22 protein-coding genes are annotated in these 19,308 nt (G+C 59.3%); all 22 read right to left on the bottom strand.

Translation table 11 applies throughout. The annotated features are described in order from the left end of the window. Positions 1–4: 4 nt before the first annotated feature. The 22 genes from csrA to N2315_00005 all read right to left on the bottom strand — a co-directional run bounded on the left by csrA (position 5) and on the right by N2315_00005 (position 19,246). Positions 5–262 carry a carbon storage regulator CsrA gene (gene csrA / locus N2315_00110; GenBank protein MCX7827605.1) on the bottom strand — a complete coding sequence of 86 codons (258 nt, stop codon included), beginning with the start codon at positions 260–262 and terminating at the stop codon, positions 5–7. Beyond that, a complete protein-coding gene (locus N2315_00105) occupies positions 262–744 on the bottom strand; it encodes a flagellar assembly protein FliW (protein MCX7827604.1) in 483 nt (160 codons plus the stop codon). Before N2315_00105 ends, csrA begins: the two co-directional genes overlap by 1 nt. Before the next feature lie 7 nt (positions 745–751). Continuing rightward, positions 752–3,793 carry a flagellar hook-associated protein FlgL gene (flgL, locus tag N2315_00100; GenBank protein MCX7827603.1) on the bottom strand — a complete coding sequence of 1,014 codons (3,042 nt, stop codon included), beginning with the start codon at positions 3,791–3,793 and terminating at the stop codon, positions 752–754. A 13-nt stretch (positions 3,794–3,806) separates the two neighbouring features. Continuing rightward, positions 3,807–6,389, bottom strand: a complete 2,583-nt coding sequence (gene flgK / locus N2315_00095; protein MCX7827602.1) for a flagellar hook-associated protein FlgK — start codon at positions 6,387–6,389, stop codon at positions 3,807–3,809. 12 nt (positions 6,390–6,401) lie between these two features. Beyond that, a complete protein-coding gene (locus N2315_00090; protein MCX7827601.1) occupies positions 6,402–6,848 on the bottom strand; it encodes a flagellar protein FlgN in 447 nt (148 codons plus the stop codon). Positions 6,849–6,851: 3 nt separating this feature from the next. Then, positions 6,852–7,133: a flagellar biosynthesis anti-sigma factor FlgM gene (gene flgM, locus N2315_00085; GenBank protein ID MCX7827600.1), complete on the bottom strand. Its 282-nt coding sequence runs from the start codon at positions 7,131–7,133 to the stop codon at positions 6,852–6,854. An 88-nt stretch (positions 7,134–7,221) separates the two neighbouring features. Then, positions 7,222–7,575, bottom strand: a complete 354-nt coding sequence (locus N2315_00080) for a hypothetical protein (protein ID MCX7827599.1) — start codon at positions 7,573–7,575, stop codon at positions 7,222–7,224. A 6-nt stretch (positions 7,576–7,581) separates the two neighbouring features. Further along, positions 7,582–8,244: a phosphoribosyltransferase family protein gene (locus N2315_00075; GenBank protein MCX7827598.1), complete on the bottom strand. Its 663-nt coding sequence runs from the start codon at positions 8,242–8,244 to the stop codon at positions 7,582–7,584. Between the two features lie 17 nt (positions 8,245–8,261). Then, positions 8,262–9,476 (bottom strand): methionine adenosyltransferase, encoded by a 1,215-nt coding sequence (gene metK, locus N2315_00070; protein MCX7827597.1) that lies wholly within the window; start codon positions 9,474–9,476, stop codon positions 8,262–8,264. 86 nt (positions 9,477–9,562) lie between these two features. After that, a complete protein-coding gene (locus N2315_00065; protein ID MCX7827596.1) occupies positions 9,563–9,988 on the bottom strand; it encodes a GNAT family N-acetyltransferase in 426 nt (141 codons plus the stop codon). A 20-nt stretch (positions 9,989–10,008) separates the two neighbouring features. After that, the gene (locus N2315_00060; protein ID MCX7827595.1) at positions 10,009–10,215 is read right to left on the bottom strand and encodes a hypothetical protein; all 207 of its coding nucleotides are present in this window, start codon (positions 10,213–10,215) and stop codon (positions 10,009–10,011) included. 18 nt (positions 10,216–10,233) lie between these two features. Continuing rightward, a complete protein-coding gene (locus N2315_00055) occupies positions 10,234–11,427 on the bottom strand; it encodes a DUF3084 domain-containing protein (GenBank protein ID MCX7827594.1) in 1,194 nt (397 codons plus the stop codon). A 131-nt stretch (positions 11,428–11,558) separates the two neighbouring features. Further along, entirely contained in the window at positions 11,559–13,373 is a 1,815-nt protein-coding gene (locus N2315_00050; GenBank protein MCX7827593.1) for an O-antigen ligase family protein, read from the bottom strand. Beyond that, entirely contained in the window at positions 13,357–14,496 is a 1,140-nt protein-coding gene (locus N2315_00045; protein ID MCX7827592.1) for a ParB/RepB/Spo0J family partition protein, read from the bottom strand. The genes N2315_00050 and N2315_00045 overlap by 17 nt, the downstream gene beginning before the upstream one ends. Positions 14,497–14,570: 74 nt before the next feature. Then, the gene (gene dnaB, locus N2315_00040; GenBank protein ID MCX7827591.1) at positions 14,571–15,914 is read right to left on the bottom strand and encodes a replicative DNA helicase; all 1,344 of its coding nucleotides are present in this window, start codon (positions 15,912–15,914) and stop codon (positions 14,571–14,573) included. 4 nt (positions 15,915–15,918) lie between these two features. After that, positions 15,919–16,353, bottom strand: coding sequence for a 50S ribosomal protein L9 (rplI, locus tag N2315_00035; protein MCX7827590.1), 435 nt, complete (start codon positions 16,351–16,353; stop codon positions 15,919–15,921). 2 nt (positions 16,354–16,355) lie between these two features. Continuing rightward, complete coding sequence (locus tag N2315_00030; GenBank protein MCX7827589.1) at positions 16,356–17,315, bottom strand: YybS family protein; 960 nt, start codon at positions 17,313–17,315, stop codon at positions 16,356–16,358. Positions 17,316–17,418: 103 nt separating this feature from the next. Further along, positions 17,419–17,679 carry a 30S ribosomal protein S18 gene (gene rpsR, locus N2315_00025; GenBank protein MCX7827588.1) on the bottom strand — a complete coding sequence of 87 codons (261 nt, stop codon included), beginning with the start codon at positions 17,677–17,679 and terminating at the stop codon, positions 17,419–17,421. Positions 17,680–17,776: 97 nt separating this feature from the next. After that, positions 17,777–18,274, bottom strand: a complete 498-nt coding sequence (gene ssb, locus N2315_00020; protein ID MCX7827587.1) for a single-stranded DNA-binding protein — start codon at positions 18,272–18,274, stop codon at positions 17,777–17,779. Positions 18,275–18,295: 21 nt separating this feature from the next. Continuing rightward, positions 18,296–18,580 (bottom strand): 30S ribosomal protein S6, encoded by a 285-nt coding sequence (rpsF, locus tag N2315_00015; GenBank protein ID MCX7827586.1) that lies wholly within the window; start codon positions 18,578–18,580, stop codon positions 18,296–18,298. An 81-nt stretch (positions 18,581–18,661) separates the two neighbouring features. Further along, positions 18,662–18,961: a septum formation initiator family protein gene (locus tag N2315_00010; protein MCX7827585.1), complete on the bottom strand. Its 300-nt coding sequence runs from the start codon at positions 18,959–18,961 to the stop codon at positions 18,662–18,664. Further along, a complete protein-coding gene (locus N2315_00005; protein ID MCX7827584.1) occupies positions 18,962–19,246 on the bottom strand; it encodes a DALR anticodon-binding domain-containing protein in 285 nt (94 codons plus the stop codon). Positions 19,247–19,308 lie beyond the last annotated feature (62 nt).

The raw sequence follows: 19,308 nt of genomic DNA, 5'->3' as shown, positions 1-19,308 counted from the left end.
AACCCTAATCCCTCTCCTTCCGGACTTCCCCTTCAACCCTGACCCCAATCAGCGGTATCTCCGACAAACTCAAAGGGGAAGACGCCACAGCGGAGGCGTTGGCCATACCTACCTCCTCCAGCAGCTCCTTCCTCCAAACCTTGACGTCCTTAGGGGCCACGATCCCAAGGCGCACCACGTCGCCCCTTATCTCCACGCAGCGGATCTCTATGTTGTCCCCTATCACTATGGACTCCCCAGGCTTTCTGGATAAAACCAGCACTACGACCCCTCCCTCAAGGGGCTTGGCTCAACTATCTCCTCCTCCGGGCCTTCCCCAAAAACCCGGTGCCTTATGGAGTAGTCCTCGTTCTTCAGTATCACCTGACATCCCAGTCTCTTTACATGATTAAATATCAAAGGCGCCCTCAGGTTGGCGGTCATCTTCTTAACGTCCCCCGGTATGGTGAGAACCACCATTATGCCCAACTCCTCCTCCGAAGAGGCCTCTATCACCTCAAGGTCCTCTTGGGCCACCTCAGCCCTGTAACCGGGGAACACAAGCTCCGGGGGGCACACCGGCAAGGCCACGTCCCCGTCAGACAGGCTTTGAAGCCATTTGATGGGCACCTGGTCATCCCCCACAAAGGCCCACTCCTTGTGATCCTCAAAGGCGGGGATCCCCAAGGGGAAGCGGATCACCGCCTCTTCCCCCACCTCAAGCAAACCGAACCGGGAGGTCTCAAAACGCCTTATCTCGCTCAAACCTTCATCACCTCAAAAAGTCCACAAGAGTGGGTTGAACTATCCTGGCTATAACCGCAAGGCTGGCCTGATAAACCGCCTGGGACATCTGGAACTGGGTGGCCGCCTCCGCAAGGTCCACGTCGGATATCTTGCTCTGAAGGTCCGTGAGGTTCACGTTGTTCTGCTTAAGCCTTCCCTGGGTGTTCTCGTAACGGTTCACCAGGGCGCCGCACTCGGTGCGGCACCTCAGCAGGTTGTCCCCCCAACTGGTAACCTTGCCCAAGAGATAGTCCGATATACCCCGTCGATCCTGGTTTCTTACCGCGTTTATAAGGTCGTCCATGACGCCGAAGAAATCCTGCTTCGACTGGTTTCCCAACGTCCTCACCTGCTGCACCTGGTTGAAGGGCCCGCTGCCTCCCCTGTTGGGGGACGAAGCCGTCCAGGTGGGGCCGCTGGTGAGCCCAAGCCTGGTGGCGGCGCTCATGGCGCTCTCGTCAACCGTCACCACGTACCCCCTGGGGGAGGTCAACACAAGCTTCTTGTTGCCACCGCCCTGGTCCACCGCCCGGGCCAACAAATCCTGCCCCTGAAACCGGGCGTTTATAAGGTCCGCCAGCTCATCAAGGCTGGAAACTATGGGCTGTCCCGAGCTCTCATCGTAAAGGTCTATGCTGTGGCTAAGTCCATTCACCTGCAAGGTGAGCACATCCCCCGCCACGGGGGACCACGCGGCCAGCGACGAACCCTCAATGGCGGTGCCCATGTTAAATGTGGAGGCCGCTGTCCCGGTGACGTCAAATATGGAAACCGGCGAACCGTCCTTGGACGATATAGAGAACCTCACCTGCCCCGCCCCTGGCGGATTCGCCACCGCCGGGTCATAGTAGGACACGTTAAGCCACTCACCCGCCAGCTCCCGAACCCGGTCCAAAAGGCTCTTAACATTGTCCCCCGCCAACACCGGCACGTCCACGGACCTGCCAAGGGAGGATATGCGCAACATGCCATCGGATCCCGCCGCCAGGTTGCCAGCCACGCCGCCACCCGATATACCGGAGGATACGCCAAGCTGTATGGCCAATCCGCCGGTGTAAGCGCTGTAAGCGGGGTCCCCGTAACCCCGGTCCGATATCCTAACCGGCTGCCCCGTAAGGGACAGTATGGCAAAGTCGTCGGAGATGGAGGCAAGCTTATCCACCCCAAGGATGGTCTCCCCCGCCTGCTGGTTAACCTGGGATACTATGGCCTCCGCTATCTTCTCCCCCGTGTCGTGCTTAAGGCGGCAAAGCTTCACCGTGTAAGTGTTGTCCCCCACCGTGACCTCCACCATGGCGGGCATGTTCTCATCAAAGGCCCCTGATCCGTCGGAGGGGTAAACAACGGGCCCGCTTCCCCTAAGCGCCGTGTCAACCCCCAACTGGACGGCGTAGTTGGCCCCCGCCTTCTCTCCGTCGTAAAGCACCAGGGGAGAACCGTCACGGGTCCTCAATATGAGGCGCTTCGTGGCTGCCTCCGCGTTGGACCCGCTGTTGCCCAGCGGATCGGGGCTTGGATAGGTGCCGTCCGGCTCGTCGGCCTCCACCGCCGCCTCCAACCAATCACCGGCCACGGCGGTTATCCTTTGAGCAAGCTCCTCCATGGTAAGATCCGGGTCGCTGTTTATGAAAAGCTCAGCCCTGTTGGCGCCGGAGACGAACTTCCAGTGCAGTGGGCTGGCGGTGGTATCCTGACTCCAAACGGTGCTTACCTCCGTAGACTTAAGGGACGTCTCCATCCCAAGAAGCCTTCCAAGGTCCACGTGGCTGTGATCCACGTTCTTCCTGACCTCCAAAGAGCTTACCGTGTCAACCCCTCCGAAGAGGTTCTGCACCGTGCCCTCCATCTTAAGGCTGAAGGGTTTTGATGGATCGCGGCTAACCACGTCCAGCCACTCGTTAACCCCGTCGGTCTTCCGGGCCGCCCATATGCCCGGCACCTTCATGAGCTCATCGGCTATCTGGGCAACGGTCTTCCCCGCCACCTGCACCTGGTAGACCACGCCGCCGCCGAAATCCACCGACATGGTAGAAGCCGCATCGGCGGTGAACCCAAGGGGAACACCGGCACCCTTGATCCCCTGTGATAGGTTCGGGATGTCCGTCTCCGGCCAGGTTGTAAGCCTAACCGGAAGGCCGTTGTGGCTTCGGACCACCAGCCGTTGAACTCCCTTGGAGACGTCCTTCTCCACCGACACAGATACCAGACGCTTGAGATCCCCCATCTCTATGCTCTCATTAAGGGCCTTCGCTATGTCGTCCAGGCTGTAACCCTCAAGTTCCTGGGCCTCCCTGAAACGGTCGTAGTCGGTGCTGTCCGCCACGTTGTCCAGCTTCTCATCCTTCCACTTCTCAGGAAGCCTTGCCTTGACCACCTGATCCCCCACCTGAAGCTGGATTATCTCGTCCCGCCCCTTCCAAGAAAAGTCCAGCGGAACGTCAAAACCGGTTATGGTGTACTTTTTGTCGTCCAGCTGAAACAGGTCCCGGCCGGTGAAGGAGACCCGACCCAGCTGCTGCCGCTCCATCTCAAAGTAGACGGGCATGGTGCTGCCCTGGTATACAACCCGCCCCCGCTCGTCCCGAACAAAGGGCCTCACGCCGGTGGAAAGGCCTGAAAGCAGGAAACGCCCCTCCACCTCGTAGTTGGCGGCGTTCCTCATCTCCTCCTGAAGCTGGTAAAGCTGCTCCGCTATGGCCCCCATATCCACGTCCACCAACCCCCCGTCGCCGGCGTAAACCGCCAGCTGCCTCACCTGCTGATAAACGCTGGTTATCTGGTCGAAGGCGGTCTCGGTGTTCTTAAGCCACGTAAGGGCGTCGTCCAGGTTCCTCTGGTACTGCACGTTCTCCGTTATGGTGGTGTCCATCGCCAAGGACCTGGTTACGTCTATTGGGTTGTCGGAAGGCCTTGAGAACTTCTTCTGGGTGGCCAGCTGCTTCTGTATCTCCAGCATCTTGGCCAGGTTATTCTGCATATCCGTAAGCAACATGTTGTGCATCATGCTGTTGGTTACCCGCTGAAGCACCCCTCACACCCCCCTACAGGCCCACCCGGCCCATGCCGTTTATTATCTTGTCCAACATCTCGTCTATGGTGGTTATGTAACGGGCCATGCCGTTAAAGGCCTGCTGAAACTTTATTATGTCCATCATCTCCTCATCCAGGTTGACCCCCATCACCGACTGCCTCTGGGTCTCTATCTGGTCCACCAGGGCCTTCTGGTTCTTGGACATGGTGGTGGCCCGCTGCCCCGCGGCGCCCAGCTCGGCGATGAAGCTCTCGTAGTAGGAGTTAAAGTCCGCGGAGCGGCCGTCTAAGACCTTGGCCTGCTTGAGCTGGGCCAGCTTAAGGGCCACCGAACCGTCCCCCGACGAGTTGCCCGCCGCCCCTTGGGCCTTGCCCTTGCCGTCCCCGCTGTAGGAGGCGATCAACGACGAGTGCACCTCCAGCAATGGGTTAAGAGAAAAGCTCCCCGAGGCCCCGTACTTGCCGGTTACGGGTGAAAAGAACTCTATGCCGGTGGTGTTTATGTAGTCCCCCGCCCCGTGCCCGGAATAGTGAAGGGAGTTGAACTCCGTGACCAACCCGTAGACTATCTCGTCGAACCAGTCAGTCTGAGCCAGGAGAAAATCGTCCCTGGACTCAAGCAACCCCCGTATCTCGCCTCCCTTGACGTGGTGGCGGCACTGAATCTGGGTAAGGCCTACCCCCTTGAGTTCCAGGCGAAGCCCCTTGTAGACCTCCGTGGCGGAAGAGGCGGACCAAAGGTCCGAAGCCGACAGGGACCGGGCGTCCTTGAACGAATTGGTGCTGGAGAGGTACTCCCGTCCCTCGAACTTGAAGTAGGCGTCCTCGGAGTAAGCTACCACGCTGGTTGAGTCATCGGCGTTAACAAACCCCAGCTTACGGGCCATGTAGAGGCTGCCCCCCTGACCGGTCCCGCAGTCGCTGCCCCCAAGGACGTTTATCCTGTAACCCTCACCCACAAGATCGCTCTGGAGTTTTAGATAATAGTTGCCGGTGGTGCCGTCCTGCTCGATTAGGCACCGAAGCCACTCCTCCGGCCTTGCCGGAGGAGTCCCCGGAGGATTGGTGGTCATCTCCGGCGGGATCTTCCTCGCAAGATCGCTGGAGTAAGCGGAGTTTATCTTGTTGGCTATGGTGGTGAGGGAGTCCCCTTCGGTAATCTCTATGGTGACCGCCGGAGAGCTCCCCGTAAGCCCCATGCGGTACGCCAGATCACCCTGTACATCCGATATGGATATCAAGTGCCGGTCCACGCTCGAAAGGGTGAGCTGGTCACCACCGGAGGACACCGATGAGTTGAAGGCGGAACCGTAGTTGGCGGTGAAGAAGCCGTTGAGGTCCGAAAGGTTCAAAAGCCCTCCAGCGGTGGACGCGCTGTTGCCAAGGTTGTCCGATATGTCCCACTGGGAGGTGCCGCTGTTCCACACCGCCGACACCAGGGACTCAAAGGACCCCGCCGCCAACCTGAACCTGTACGAGGCTGAGCCTCCAGAGGGGGGTATTAAAACCGTCCCAGCGGGGTTGCCCCCGGAGGCGGGGAACGACGAGGTGCTCTTAACCACCCCCGACGAGGAAACCTGAAGGGCAAAGCTGCCCCTTAAGCCAATGGCCGCGTCCTTGTCGGTCACAGAAAGCATCGCGTCCCCCCGGCCCAGCTCCCAACGCTTCTCGTTGGCCAAACGCTGAACCTCAAGGGAGACCACCGATTCGGGCATCCGCTGTTCTATTATAGCCAACGCCACGGTGGGATCCGAAACGTGCTGGAACTCGTTGTCCTCCACCTGAACGTCAAAGAAGCCTTGATTGCCCGCCACCGGCACAAGCACCAGGTGCCTCGTCTTAGTGCCCTGCACCAAGAGCTTGCCCCCAAGGTCAACCTTGAAATCCCCGTCGGCCTCGTCCATGCAGGGGCTTCCCACGGTGCAGTCGATCATCTTGGAGAGCTTCTCAACCAAAAGATCCCTACGATCCAATAGGTCGTTGGGATTACCCCCCACCCCTTTTATCTCCTCTATTACCCCGTTGAGCTGGGCGATCTGGTCTATAAGGGAGTTGGCCTCATCAACCTTGAGGCGAACCTCCTTGTTCAACGCCGTCCTGTACTGGTCGTAGTTGGTCTTGAGCTGCTGCAGGAAAACCACCACGTTCTTGGCGTTCTGCACCAAATTCTCCCTGGTGGCGCTGTTATCCGGCCTCTTGGACACCTCCTGCAGGGCCGCCCAGAATTCGTTCATGGAGGCCTGGAAGCCCTTTCCCCCCGGTTCGTTCACATAGGTCTCCGTCTGGTTTATGGCCCCGAGCACCGTGTCCCAGTAACCCTTGACGCAGACCTCCTCCCGGTATTGGGCGTCCAGGAAGAGATCCCTAAGGCGCCTTATGGCATCGGTCTGAACCCCAGTCCCTATCTGACCCGGCACCGCCGGCCGGGCAAGACCGGGATCCGTGAAGGGATCGCTGGCAGAGGCCTCAACCCTCTGGCGGGAGTAACCCTCCACCTGGGCGTTGGACATGTTATGCCCCGCCACCTCCATGCCCCGCCTGAAGTAGTCCATGGCCCTTCGGCCCATCTCAAAACCAAAGAAGCTGTTGAGCAAAGCCCTACCCCCCTATATCCTGGCGTTGAATCCCCCGGCTTCATCGAAAGGGGCCCTCATCCTGCGCCACTCGCTTATCATCATCTCATTGAGCATCCTGGCCTCGTCCATGAGCATCTCCAACAGCTTCATCTCAGACCTCAGCAAGCCCACCCGATTGGCCAAAGCCCTGCCCCTCGCCTTGAGAAGCTCCCCCTCCTCAGGGCTCAGCCGCTCGCACATCTCGGACACCACGGGTTCACAGCCCAACCCCGACGCCAAAGCGGCACAGAGCCTCACGCGCTTCCCCTCCAACGCCTGGGCCTTCACGGAAAGAAACTGCATCTCCCGGAAGAGGTCCTGCAAAACTTGAAGGCGCCCATCCCTGAGCGCCTCCCTCTGCCTTATAAGAAGATCCCCCAACTGCCCTAAAACCTCATCCTGCATCTCAAGGGTCTTCACAAGCTCAGGGAAGCTCAACGGCTACACACCCCTCGTTATTCCCGCCTTAAGCAGCCGCTCCGCCAACACCCCAAGATCCGGCCGGTAAGAACCCGCCTCAATCCTGGAACGAAGCTCCTCTATCTTATCGGCCCTTACGTCGGGCAACTTTTGCATCTCCTTCACCGCCGACGCAAGCTCCTTGCCAAAGGAGCTCACCTCAACGTGGTCCTTCCCAGCCCCATCCACGGCGCCCCCATAAGCCCTGCGCGACTTGCGGTCCACCGGATGGCCGCCATATATCCTGTCTATGCGATCTATCATCTCACGATCTCCCCTTTTCCAGGATCCCCAGGTCCTCACCGAACTTATCGGAACCCAACGGGAAAATCTTTAGTAGCCCAACCCAATTTTAATGATCCGAAATCATCATCCTGTGCTTGACGTAAGCCCGGCAACGGTCGCAAAGCCCCCCCATGGGGGACTTCTCCCCGCACATGGGGCATGAGTCCTCCGCCCCAAACACGGGGGAGTAATCCCAGGCAAAAAGGGCCTTAACCACCTCCTCCGGAACTCCAAGGACGTCCGCCGCATCCCTCACCGACAGCCGAAGGGAAGGGAAGCCCCGCAACATGGCCCTTATCACCATGTACAGCCTCACTGCCTCATCCTTGCAAGCGGGACAAAAGGGGGCGCCCCCCCTCGGGGCCACAAAGGCCTTACCGCACATGACGCAGGATATAAGGTCCAACTCCCCCAACTTCACCACCCCTTAAACGGAAGAGCTCAAGCTCCCCCCTGTCCTGCCGCCTTCGAAGGCGCTGGAAAGGCTTAAAACCACAACCCCAGCCACAGAACAACCCGCCCCTCTTAAAGCCTCCGCGGCGGCTCTAAGGGTACCCCCGGTGGTCAAAACGTCATCCACTAGTACAACCCCCTTCCGCCCGCCATGACCAGACCAACCCATGGCACCCTTGGGCACCAGGCGATCCTTGGACTTCACCTGGGAGACCACCCTGGCCCGCCAGATAAGGCGATCCTCCACCGGAAATCCCCAGACGCTGGACAGCCCCTCCGCCAAAGACAAAGCCTGGTTGTACCCCCTTCGGCTGTCCCGGTGAAGAGGAACCGGCACAAGACAAGCCCCCAAAGGGGAGAACCGCCTACCCATCGCCACCCCGGCATGAAAGGCCAAGGACCTCCATCCCCGATATTTAAAGAGGTGGACCACGTCCCTTAAAACCCCCTCGTGGACCCCACCGTACAGAACCTCCACCGCCCCACCGCAAAGGGCAATGCTGGACGTCCCGGAGGAAGACAACAACTCGTCCCCGCATGCAGCACAGAGCACCTCCCCCAGGGCCCCGCAGACAGGGCAAGAGGCGGGGAAGAAGAGGTGGACCAGCCCCTTCAGAAAAGAAAAAAGGGGGACCAAGGCCCCCCTTCTCAGCATCAGACCCTTTCAGCCGCCTTCCGAAGGGCTTCCGCCCGATCGGTCCGCTCCCAGGCGGGCAGGGGATCCAGATCAGTCCGTCCCATGTGGCCGTAAGCCGCAAGCCTCCGGTACTGAGGCTTCCTGAGGTCAAGGTCCCTTATTATCGCACCGGGCCTGAAATCGAAGTGCTCCCGGATGAGCTGCGTCATGGCCTCATCGGATATCACGCCGCTTCCGAAGGTGTCCACCATTATGGAGACCGGGTGCGCCACACCTATGGCGTAGGCCACCTGGATCTGACAGGCCTTGGCAAGCCCCGCGGCCACCACGTTCTTGGCGGCGTAACGGGCCATGTAAGCCGCCGACCGGTCCACCTTGGTGGGGTCCTTCCCGGAAAAGGCGCCGCCCCCATGGGGCACCATGCCACCGTAGGTGTCAACTATTATCTTGCGCCCCGTAAGCCCCGTGTCCGCCAAGGGACCCCCTAAAACGAAACGCCCGGTGGGGTTAACCAGTATCCTGGGCTTCCGCTCCATGAGATGCGGCGGTATCACCGGATAAATGACGTGCTCCACCACATCCGCCTCTATCTGGGAGGCGTCGACCGCCGGATGATGCTGGGTGCTCACCACTATGGTATCCACCCGTACGGGCTTCCCATCCACGTACTCCAACGTCACCTGGGTCTTCCCATCGGGCCTAAGGTACGGAAGTATACGCTGTTTCCTGACCATGGCAAGCCGCCTTGCCAGCTTGTGGGCCAGGGAGATCGGAGCCGGCATTAGCTCCTCGGTCTCGTCACAGGCATAACCGAACATCATCCCCTGATCCCCCGCACCTATGGCGTCTATCTGGCTGTCGGTCATATGGGACTCCCTTATCTCCAGCGCCCTGTCAACCCCCTGGGCTATGTCCGGAGACTGATCATCTATGGAAGTAACCACCGCACAGGTGTCCCCGTCAAAACCATACTTGGCCCTGGTATAACCTATCTCCTTGACTATGTCCCGGGCAAGCCTGGGGATGTCCACGTAACAGTTGGTGCTTATCTCTCCCGCCACAACCACAAGCCCGGTGGTCACCAAGGTCTCACAGGCAACCCGACCCATCGGATCCTTCTCCAGTATGGCATCCAATATGCCGTCGGAGATCTGGTCCGCGAGTTTGTCGGGGTGCCCCTCCGTCACCGACTCGGACGTGAAAAGGAACCTCTCTTTGCTCAACAAACACACCTCCAAGATTTATTACCCCCTCCAATTAAAGGGGACGATGGGGTTATACCACAAAACTCCCTGGCCACCAAGGCCCAATACTAAAATCAAGTATACTCTATTGGCCTCTTTATCAAAACCACCGCCCCGTCCCGGCGCTCAAAACCCTTCCTGGTAAGAAAGGACGACAAATCGCTGCTGTACGTTATGATGAGCGGGATGGGGCTCACCACCGGATGCTCCAAAACGTAGTCCAACAGGGCGCTCCCAACCCCCTTGCCCTGGTGATCCGGGTGAACCAGTATATCCCATATGGTACCCCTGAACACGAAGTCGGTTATGAAGCGGCAAAAGGCCACCAACCTGCCCTTGTACCTCATGGAGAAACACATGCTGGTACCCTGGAGCATCCGGTCTATCTGCTCCAAGGTCCTGCTCTTCCCCCAGTGGGTGAACCGGTAAAGCTCCTGAAGCTCCTCGGGCCTCACCGACTCCTTGCTGTCGTAGGTCACATAGTCCCCAAGGACGGTCAAAAATCAACCCTCCCGCTAGATCACGCGGTCCTAGGACCCGCAATGGCCATGCCAAGCACCATACCCCTAAGATCCCTTCCCTCCGCGCTGGACGACACGTTGAGCTGAAGCACCTGCCCAGCCCCGCAGGAACCACAGGTAAAGGCCACCTTGACCATCCCGGAGGGATCCGAAGAACCCGCCAAAACCCTGACCTGTCCGCAGTTCTGACACTCAACTATGAGCACTTGGAACACCCCCAAAAGTCACCTTTCCACCCTTATGGTCACCTCAAGGGGCCCCTCCGTATAGGCGTCCCCCTTGGCCACCACCTTCACCTCAAAAGGCCCGTCCCCGCTGGACATCCGCTCCACCGCGTCGAAGAACTCCGCCGCCGTAACCCCTCCGACGTTACCGCTCAAAGGATCCTTGAGCAAGCCGCGGCTTACCACCCTCTGGTTTACCTCTTTAAGGATGCCGTACAACACCCGCTCCGCATCAGAGGGATTCAAGGCCCCCTTGAACCGCTCGGCCGCCAGGACCTCACCGTCTCTAACCACCAAAACGCTCCTGTAGACCTTAATGGAACAGTCCAGCGTCTCCCCCATGGTGGCGTTGGAGGAGGCGAAAAGCCTTAAAACCTTCCTCCCCGCCCCCTCCTTCAGGGCCGCAAGGGCCTTGGCTTCCTCCTGCGGATCCAGCCTTAATGCCACGGCCTCTGGCCTAAGGCCAAACCTAAGGGCAAGACTGGCCCGCGCCCGGTTCAAAAGGGCCAAAACCGCCTCCATGGGATCGCCGGTCCCATTCCAAGAGACCTGGTGCAACAACTCCCCGGCAAACACCATTATGCGGCCGGACCTCATCTGCTGCAGTTCCTTCTCCAAAGCATCCCTCTTTGCCTTGAGATCCGCCACCTCCGCCGCCAACCGGTCCCGCTGGGAGCTGAGCTCCTTAAGCTGCTCCTCCAGCTGGGATCTCTTACCCTCCAGCTCAGATGTCTTTGCAAGAAGCCCCTGGTACTTTCGCCTTACCGCCTCAAGCTCCCCCGAAGCGGCGCCAAGGCGGGCCTCCATCTCCTTAAGACGGGCCTCCATCAACTCCATCGCCTCGTGGCTCTCAAAAAGCCTGCCCTGGGACTCGGAAAGCTCCCGGCGGCTATCCTCAAGCTTGACGTTAAGTTCCTGCATCTGACGGTTTATTATCTTCATCCCCAAAAGGGCGCTTCGAACCGTGGATGACGCAAAGCCAAGAACCACCAAGGTGCTTAAGGTTATCAGCACGCCGGTCACGGTGGTTATAACCGACGACGTGTGCCTGGGCCTTAACCCGAACAGGGACACCCTCCTCTTCCCCACCCGCATGCCAAGCACGTCCCCCACGTAGGCCACAACGGCGCTTATGAGCACCAAAGCCAATATAAGCTGCCAGTTCAGCTCACCTATATCCTGCCAAAAGGACACATCTATACCCCCAACGAAAGGCCGCGATCTCTTACGGCACCCAAATTACCACAAAACGGGACATAAAAAAACCGAAGGGGCCTCAAATCAGAGACCCCTTCATCAAAAAGGATTTGCGGCTTCCTATGCACCTAGAAGTGCAGCCGGTAGGTGCCGGGCTTTAGGTAATAAACCAACTCCAGCACCTTCTCCTTGTCCCTAAGCATGCCGTAGGCGTTTATAAGCTCGAACAGCTTCTTGGTGTCCGGTTTATGGCCGAACGCCTGGTACAGTATGTCCGCCCCCTTGCGAAACACCACCGGGTCCTTGAGATAGCGCCCTAAGGCCAAAAAGTAGTAGCCCCTCTGCTCCTCCGCCTCCTCGCGGGTCATGATGTGGCTTGCCGCCTTGTTGACGTATATAAGCTTGGCGTCGGGATCCTGCACCCTGCTGGCGGTCAAGAGCATCCTATCCCCCACGTAGCCGTCCGCCAGGTACATGAGCCCCAGCAGCGCCACCGCCATCCAAGCCCCCCCAAAGGCCCTAGTAACCCACTGGTTCCTTATGCCGTTAAACCAAGATTCCCTGGGCAACAACGACCTGGCGGAAACCGCCAGGGCAAAGGCAAGCCAAACCACGTTCTCAACCCGGTGGAAGGGACGGCTGAACACCGCGTCGGCGGCCACGATGAAGGCCATCCCGCAGGCCCAGGCGCAATACAAGGGCACCTCAACGCCCCTTAAGACCGCCAAAAGGAACCCCTTAAGCCACCAAACCATGGCCAACCCCAGGAGGACCGCTCCTATGACCCCAAACTCCGCCAGCCACTGAAGATATTCGTTGTGGGCCCAAAGGGTGTACTGCCAAAGCCCGTCGGGATGACGATCGAACATAAGCCTCTGCCCCGCCAGGTAGTGCAGTTTAAACTGCCCCAACCCCACACCCTTAATGGGATGGAACTTGAATACCTCCCAGCTGCTCCGCCATATCCCTATGCGCCCCCCCACGGTGGTGGGGTTCTCCACCACGTCCGCCGCCTTGCTCAAAAGCGCCGCGGAACGGCTCAACCCTAGATGCCCCGCCCCAATGGTGGCGGCCAGCATGAGCCCCATCACCAAAACCCCCGCGGCCATCCTTCGAGAAAGGACCACCCGCTTGGAAGGGAAGTTCCTTGCCACCAGCAAAGCAAGCACCACAAGACCCACCACAAAGGACACTATCCCCCCCCTGGCGGTGGAGTTCCAAAAGCCCCACCCATTAACCGCAAGAAGCGCCAGGTTCAAAGGCTCCATCCACCTGCCCCGTGGGGGCCTTTCGGAATACGACAAGTGAAGGTAAACGCCGCAAAAACACGCCATGGCGGCCCAAAGGCCAAACATCTCCTGCTGAGCGGTGTTTCCCACGTAGTTGCCCGGAGCGTTCAGGATGAACGGAAACGGGATCTTGTCCAAACGGGTCTGGACCTCGGCGAACGCTACGTTCAAAGCGCAGTTCACCATGGCAAGCCACAGGAAAACCCTAAGGTCCTCTTCGCCGCCGAAGGCGTTGTAGGCCACGAAGTAGAACGCCACAAGGCCCCCCAGGGCAAACCACTCCCGGATGAAGGTGGGCAGCGACTTGAGGTCCCCAAACAACGGCTGAACCGACGCCCAAAGGATGATCAAAAGCCACATGCAACCCAACGTGTCCACCATGAAGCGGGATTTCTCAGGCCCCCGCCTTAAAACGGTCCAACCCGCCGCCACAGAGAGCACAGCCACCGGCACCATGGTCACCATCCACTTAAGCAGGTGAAGGGGGTCGTAGAAAAGGAACCCCGAAAAGACCAGGTTGGGAAGGCCTAGGGTTATTCCTCCCATCAGCAAAAAGAGTTTACGGGGCACGATACCGCCGGCATCCCCAGGCAGTTTACCCCCCCCATCGCCTACACCCTTAGCCCCACCAGGGACGCTACCCCTTGGAGTCATCAAGCATTGCCTCCTTCATGTCCACAACTATCTCCACCACCATTACGCTCTGGGCAAGCTCCTTGACCTGCCACTGGGCGGGAAGACCTCGGTTTCTATGCTTGCTCACCAGCGCCGCCACCTCCCTCAGCAGCTCGCCGGCAGGCCCCGCCGCAGCCTGGGACTCCTGCTCATCCCGCTGGGCAGAGCGCTTCTTCTGAGACCGCTGCTCCCCACCGGTCTTAAGGGCCACTACCCGCTCAAGATCTCGAACGTTCAGCTCCTCTTCTATCACCCGGTAGGCCAGCTCCCTCTGCTCCTCCAGGGGCACCGCAAGCAAAGACCTGGCGTGACGCTCGCTCAAACGGCCGGACACCACCAGCTCCTGCACCTCCGGATCCAGCTTGAGAAGCCTTATCTTGTTGGCCACCGCCGCCTGGGACCTGCCAAGACGACGGGCAAGCTCCCCCTGGCTCCAGCCGGTCTTCTCCAAAAGGTCCTGAAGACACCGGGCCTCCTCCACCGCGGACAGGTTCTTCCGCTGGAGGTTCTCCACCAAGGCCAGCAGCTGCTGAGAGTGGGGGTCCACCTCCACTATCAACGCCGGGACCCTCTCCAGCCCCGCCTCCCTGGCGGCCCGAAGCCTACGCTCACCCGCCACCAGCTCGTAACCATCCGCCACGGGACGGACCAGCAGGGGCTGAAGAACCCCCACCTGCCGGATGGAGTCCGCAAGCTCCCTTATCTCCTCCTCGTCCAGCAACAGCCGGGGCTGATATGGATTCGGCCTTACCCGGTCAACGGGTATCATCTCAAGCCCCTCGGAGGGCACCCCCACCGGGGGCAATGGGAAAGACTGGGCCTCATCGGGAGGGGGCAGCAATACCCCCTCCTCCGCAGGGCTGACAGGGGCATCCGGTAAAGGCCTGGCCACACCAGCCCCCCCCTGCCCCGCAGCGCCTCCACCGGAGGCCGCGGAGTAAAGGTCCACCATCTCTTCCGCCGCTTTAAGGGCCTCCTCCAGCTTGGAATCTATACGATGCTTAGCCTCCTCCGGGGGCAGCGAGGATTCCTCGGCCCTTTGGGGCTCCTCCTCCTTCTGGGGGGTCCTAAGAAATCGCAGAACATCCCACATCTTGTCCACCGCCAAGGGAAGACCCTCCTTTTACGCCTCCTGGGGCGCCTAGCTTATAAAGCCAAGGGCGGGAACCGCCGCCCTTAACTGTACCGCCTCTCTAGGCTCTCAAACTTGGCAAACTCCTTCAGGAACACCAAATCCACCTTCCCGGTGGGGCCGTTCCTGTGCTTGGCCACGATGGCCTCCGCCTGTATGTTGGTATCCGCCTGATCCCGGTCGTAATAACCCGGGCGGTACAGCAATATCACCAGATCCGCATCCTGCTCTATGGCGCCGCTGTCCCTTAGATCCGACAGCTGGGGCCGCTTGTCGTTACGCAGCTCCACCGCCCGGGAGAGCTGCGAAAGGGCCAAAACCGGCACGTTGAACTCCCGGGCTATCCCCTTCAAAGCCCTGGATATCTCCGCCACTTCCTGCTGCTTGTTGTCCGCCCGGCCCGGCAGGCTCATAAGCTGAAGATAGTCTACCACCACCAGCCCCAAGTCCCCATAACGGGCCTTGAAACGCCTGCAGCGGGCCCGCATCTCCAAGGTGGACAACATGGAACTGTCGTCTATGAACAAGGGGGCCTCGCTCAACATCCCCGCCGCCCTGGCCAGCTTCTCCCAGGAACTCTCGGGGAAACGACCGGTCCTCAAGTCGTGGATGTTCACCCCCGCCTCGGCACCCAGCAACCGCTGGACCAACTGCTCCGCCCCCATCTCCAGGCTGAATACGACCACCGGCATTCCTGCCCGAATCGCCGCGTTCTGAGCTATGTTCAGCGCAAAGGCGGTCTTCCCCATGGATGGCCTGGCGGCCAGGATGTTCAAACTACCCGGCTGGAGGCCACCGGTAAGGCGGTCAAAGTCATCAAAACCGGTGGGAACCCCGGTGACCAGACTGCCGGAGTTAAATCGCTCCTCTATCTGACGGAAGGTCTCTCCCAGCACGGACCTTAAGGGTTTAAAGGATACCCCCGAGGCACCGGTGCCTATCTCAAAGACCAGGCGCTCCGCCTCATCCAGGATCTCTTCCTTTTCCCGGTCCTCCTGATAACCCAGCCGGGTTATCTCACTCCCCACCTGAATAAGGCGACGGTGCACCGCCTTATCCTTCACCATGCGGGCGTGGTACTCCGCGTTGGCGGTGGTGGTCACCGAGTCAGCCAGGGCAGCCACGAACGCCCGCCCTCCCATCCTCTCCAAAAGCCCCTTGCCTTGAGCTTCGTCCAAAAAGGTAAGGGCGTCCACCGGCTTGTCCTTCCGGGCCATGTCCTGGATGAGCTCAAATATGAGCCTATGCCGATGGTCGTAAAAATCCTGGGGGTTTAAAGTCTCCGTAACCGCCAACATGGCCTCCCGGTCCAAAAGACAGGCCCCCAAAGCGGCCCGCTCTGCCTCCAGGTTGTGGGGCGGAATCCTATCGAAAGAGGGCTCCGCCAAAGCCCTAGGCCTCCACCGAAAGGAACATCTCCGCTTCTACCCCTTGGTAAAGCCTCACCTTGAAGCGGTACTCCCCGATCTGCTTGACCTGATCCATCTTGACGTCTCTCTTGTCCACCTTCACCCCGTGCTGGGCCTCTATGGCATCCGCCACCTGCTGAGCGGTCACCGCGCCAAAGAGCTTGCCGGACTCACCAGCGGAGGCCTTAACCACCACCCGCTTTCCTCCCAAAACCGCGGCGTTCTCCTTGGCCTGAGCCATGAGCTTCGCCTCCCGGGCGGCGTTGCTCCTGCGCTTCTCCTCTATCTCCTTGAGCTTGCCGGGAGTGGCCTCCTCCGCCAACCCACGGGGCAAAAGAAAGTTGCGGAAGTACCCGTCGGACACCTCCACCAAATCGCCCTTCCGTCCCAGCTTGCTCACGTCCTCCTTGAGAACCACCTTCAAGCCACATCACCTCCAAAACGGGTCCTAAAATCCCACCATATGTCCAGAAGCCCAACCATTATGGCACCGCCGGACAAAAAGGGCACCAACACCAACAACGCGGCCAACAAAAACCTGAAACCCCTGGACACCCCGCGCCGCTCTAAAAAATACCACATAACCGCCGCCCCCTGAAGGAAGAACAGCATCTGAAGTACGATCCGAAGGTTTAAAGCTCCCTGGGCCAGTACCCCACGACCCTCGGGCCCAGCCGCCACGGACAACACCACCGAAAAGAGAAAGGCCCAAAGGACGCTCTTGGGGAACCGCCATCGGGAGAACTTGGGCAAGGCAGGCAACGACCCCATGGAAACCCTTAGGGACAGCGCACGGGTCACCGTGTAGGAAAGGTAAGTATCCAACGCAGAGGCCATGGTTATAAGGGCTGGGAACATGTCCGGCAACATGCGGAAGGTCTGCATCAACTGTGCCTTCACCTGTTCAAGGGACTTCGGATCCATTCCGTGGCTGGCGTAGAACCGGAACACCCGATCCACCACCGCCTCCATCTGAGCAGGATCCCCAAAGGAAAAGGGGTTCACGCCGGTGAGCTTAACCATCACCGCCACGAGGGCCAACTTGCTGACCAGGGATATCAAGACCCCGTAAAACAGGATCTCAACTCCTCTCTCCCTGCTCCTAGCTAAAGCTCCCAACCCTACCCCAAGAACCCCGAACCCCAGGAAGAAGAAAAGCCCCCCCTGAATGCCAAGGAAAAGCACCGAGACCAGCGATGCCACGGACATTCCAAGCACCGCGTTCTTAAGACTGTGCCTGAGCCCAAGTATGACCAGGGGGGCAGGACACAAAAGGGTAAGGAAGGCTCCCGCCACGGGGATGAAGTTGCTGGCCAAGAAAAGGGCCGCCCCGAGGGCCGAAAGAAGGGCCGACTCCACCAAAGACCTTATGGGCGTCATATCTGTCCTCCCAAAAGCAAAAGCGTGCTCCGGGGCAAAGCCCCAAAAAGACCGATGGGGAGCTTTCGCCCCCCACCTGTCACAACCTAAGGATCCAAAAGAACTAGTCCGCCGTGAAGGGGAGCAGAGCCAGGATCCTAGCCCTCTTTATGGCCCTGGTTAGCTGCCGCTGATGCTTGGCACAGGTACCGGTCACCCTGCGGGGAACTATCTTGCCCCTCTCGGTAACGTACTTGCGAAGCTTGTCGAACTCCTTGTAATCAACCTTCTCAACCTTGTCCACGCAGAAATGACACACCTTGGGACGCCGCTTCCTGCGCTTGCGGTTGTTATTCCCGTTGCTGTTGCTGTAACGATCGTTCACACCTATTCCCTCCCTTCCACGGAAGAGCAGCATCGCTCAACGCAATCGAACGGCAGGGTCCAAACCCCGCCAAGAAATCCGCCATGACAAGCCGCGACTAAAAGGGTATGTCCGGCTGTTCCTCGTCACCCTCCGACAGGGTGGATATGTCCATCGGGAATTCATCGCCAAAGTCCTTGTCGTCCCTGAGGCTGCCAAAGTCCCCATAGGATCCCCTGGAAGATCCGGGCTGGAAAGGCGAAGCCTCTTCATCCCTCCTGCCACCGGACAGCAAGGTAAGCCCGCTGGCCACCACCTCGGTTATCCAACGGCGCTGCCCGCTCTTTGGGTCGTCAAAATCCCGAACGGATATGCGTCCCTCAATCAACACGGGACGGCCCTTCCTCAGGTACCTCTCGCATATGTCCGCAAGAGATCCCCACAAGACAACGGGGACGAAGTCCGTTTGGTTCTGAACCTCCCCGTTGGCGGACTTCCACTGACGTCCCACCGCCACGGTTATCCGGGCCACCTTCTGCTTGCTCGGCGTGTACCTGACATCCGGATCCCTGGCCAGGTTGCCCATGAGTATCACCTTGTTAAAGCCACGGGACATCCAAGAACACCCCCCAGATGACTACTTCTCGTCGCGGCTTATCACCAGGTGACGCATCACCTGGGGCTTAAGACGAAGAACCCGCTCCATCTCCTTTATCATGGAGGGCTTCTGCTTGAAGGTATAAAGGGCGTAAACACCCTCGGACTTCTTGGCTATGGGATAGGCAAGACGCCTCTTGCCCCAAAGGTCCACCTTCTCCACATCCGCACCCTGGGACTTGAGAACCTCCGCCAGCTCCTCCGCCGCGGACTTGGGATCCTCCAAATCCGCCGTGAGAATGACAACCAACTCGTATGGCCTCACGACTTTCACCTCCTCCCTACGGACTTAGGCCTTCCGCCAAACGGAAGGCAGGGACATACATCAAGGGATTATATGGCCTTTCTATTTTCTCCGCAAGGGTTTCTCCGGAACCACCTCTATGCGATAGACCACCTCGTTGGGAAAGAACAGGTTGAACTCCTCCCTGGCAAGTCGGGCCAATCCCTCGTCTGTGGCATAGTAACGGATCTTGCGCTCCATCTCCTGGTTTTTACGGTTTAGGGCCACCAGCTCATCCATCCGCTTGTCAACCAGAGCGGCAAGGCGGTCCACCTTGCGGGTCTCCATGACAAAGGCGGTGGCCAATATGGCCACCACCAACGACGACGCAGACCAAAAGAGCACCCAACGGAGCTTTGGCATCTACATCCTCTCCGGGGCCCTGACCCCCAGTATTCCCAACACGTTCCTAAGGGTTATCCTGGCGGCCTCCATAAGGAGCATGCGGTTCTTCCTCAAACGCTCCTCCTCGCCTATTATGCGGGCCACGTTGTAGAAGGAATGAAAGGCCTCGGACAGCTCCTGGGCGTAGTAAGCCATCCTGTGAGGCGCCAGATCCCGGGCGGCCTTGCGAATCTCCTCCGGGAACTTGGCGATCACAGTGGCAAGCCTGACCTCCTCCGGAAGGGTGAACGCCCCGGGATCCAGATCCTTGAGGGTGGGCTTCTCAAGGCCTGTCTCTTATACACATCTGACGCTGCCGACGAGCG

Origin of the sequence: Thermanaerothrix sp. (assembly GCA_026417795.1) — a bacterium.
In the GTDB taxonomy this organism is placed as follows: Bacteria; Synergistota; Synergistia; order Synergistales; family Synergistaceae; genus Thermanaerovibrio.
The sequence above is the reverse complement of the archived record's forward strand: the minus strand, read 5'-3'. Positions and strand labels throughout refer to the sequence as shown.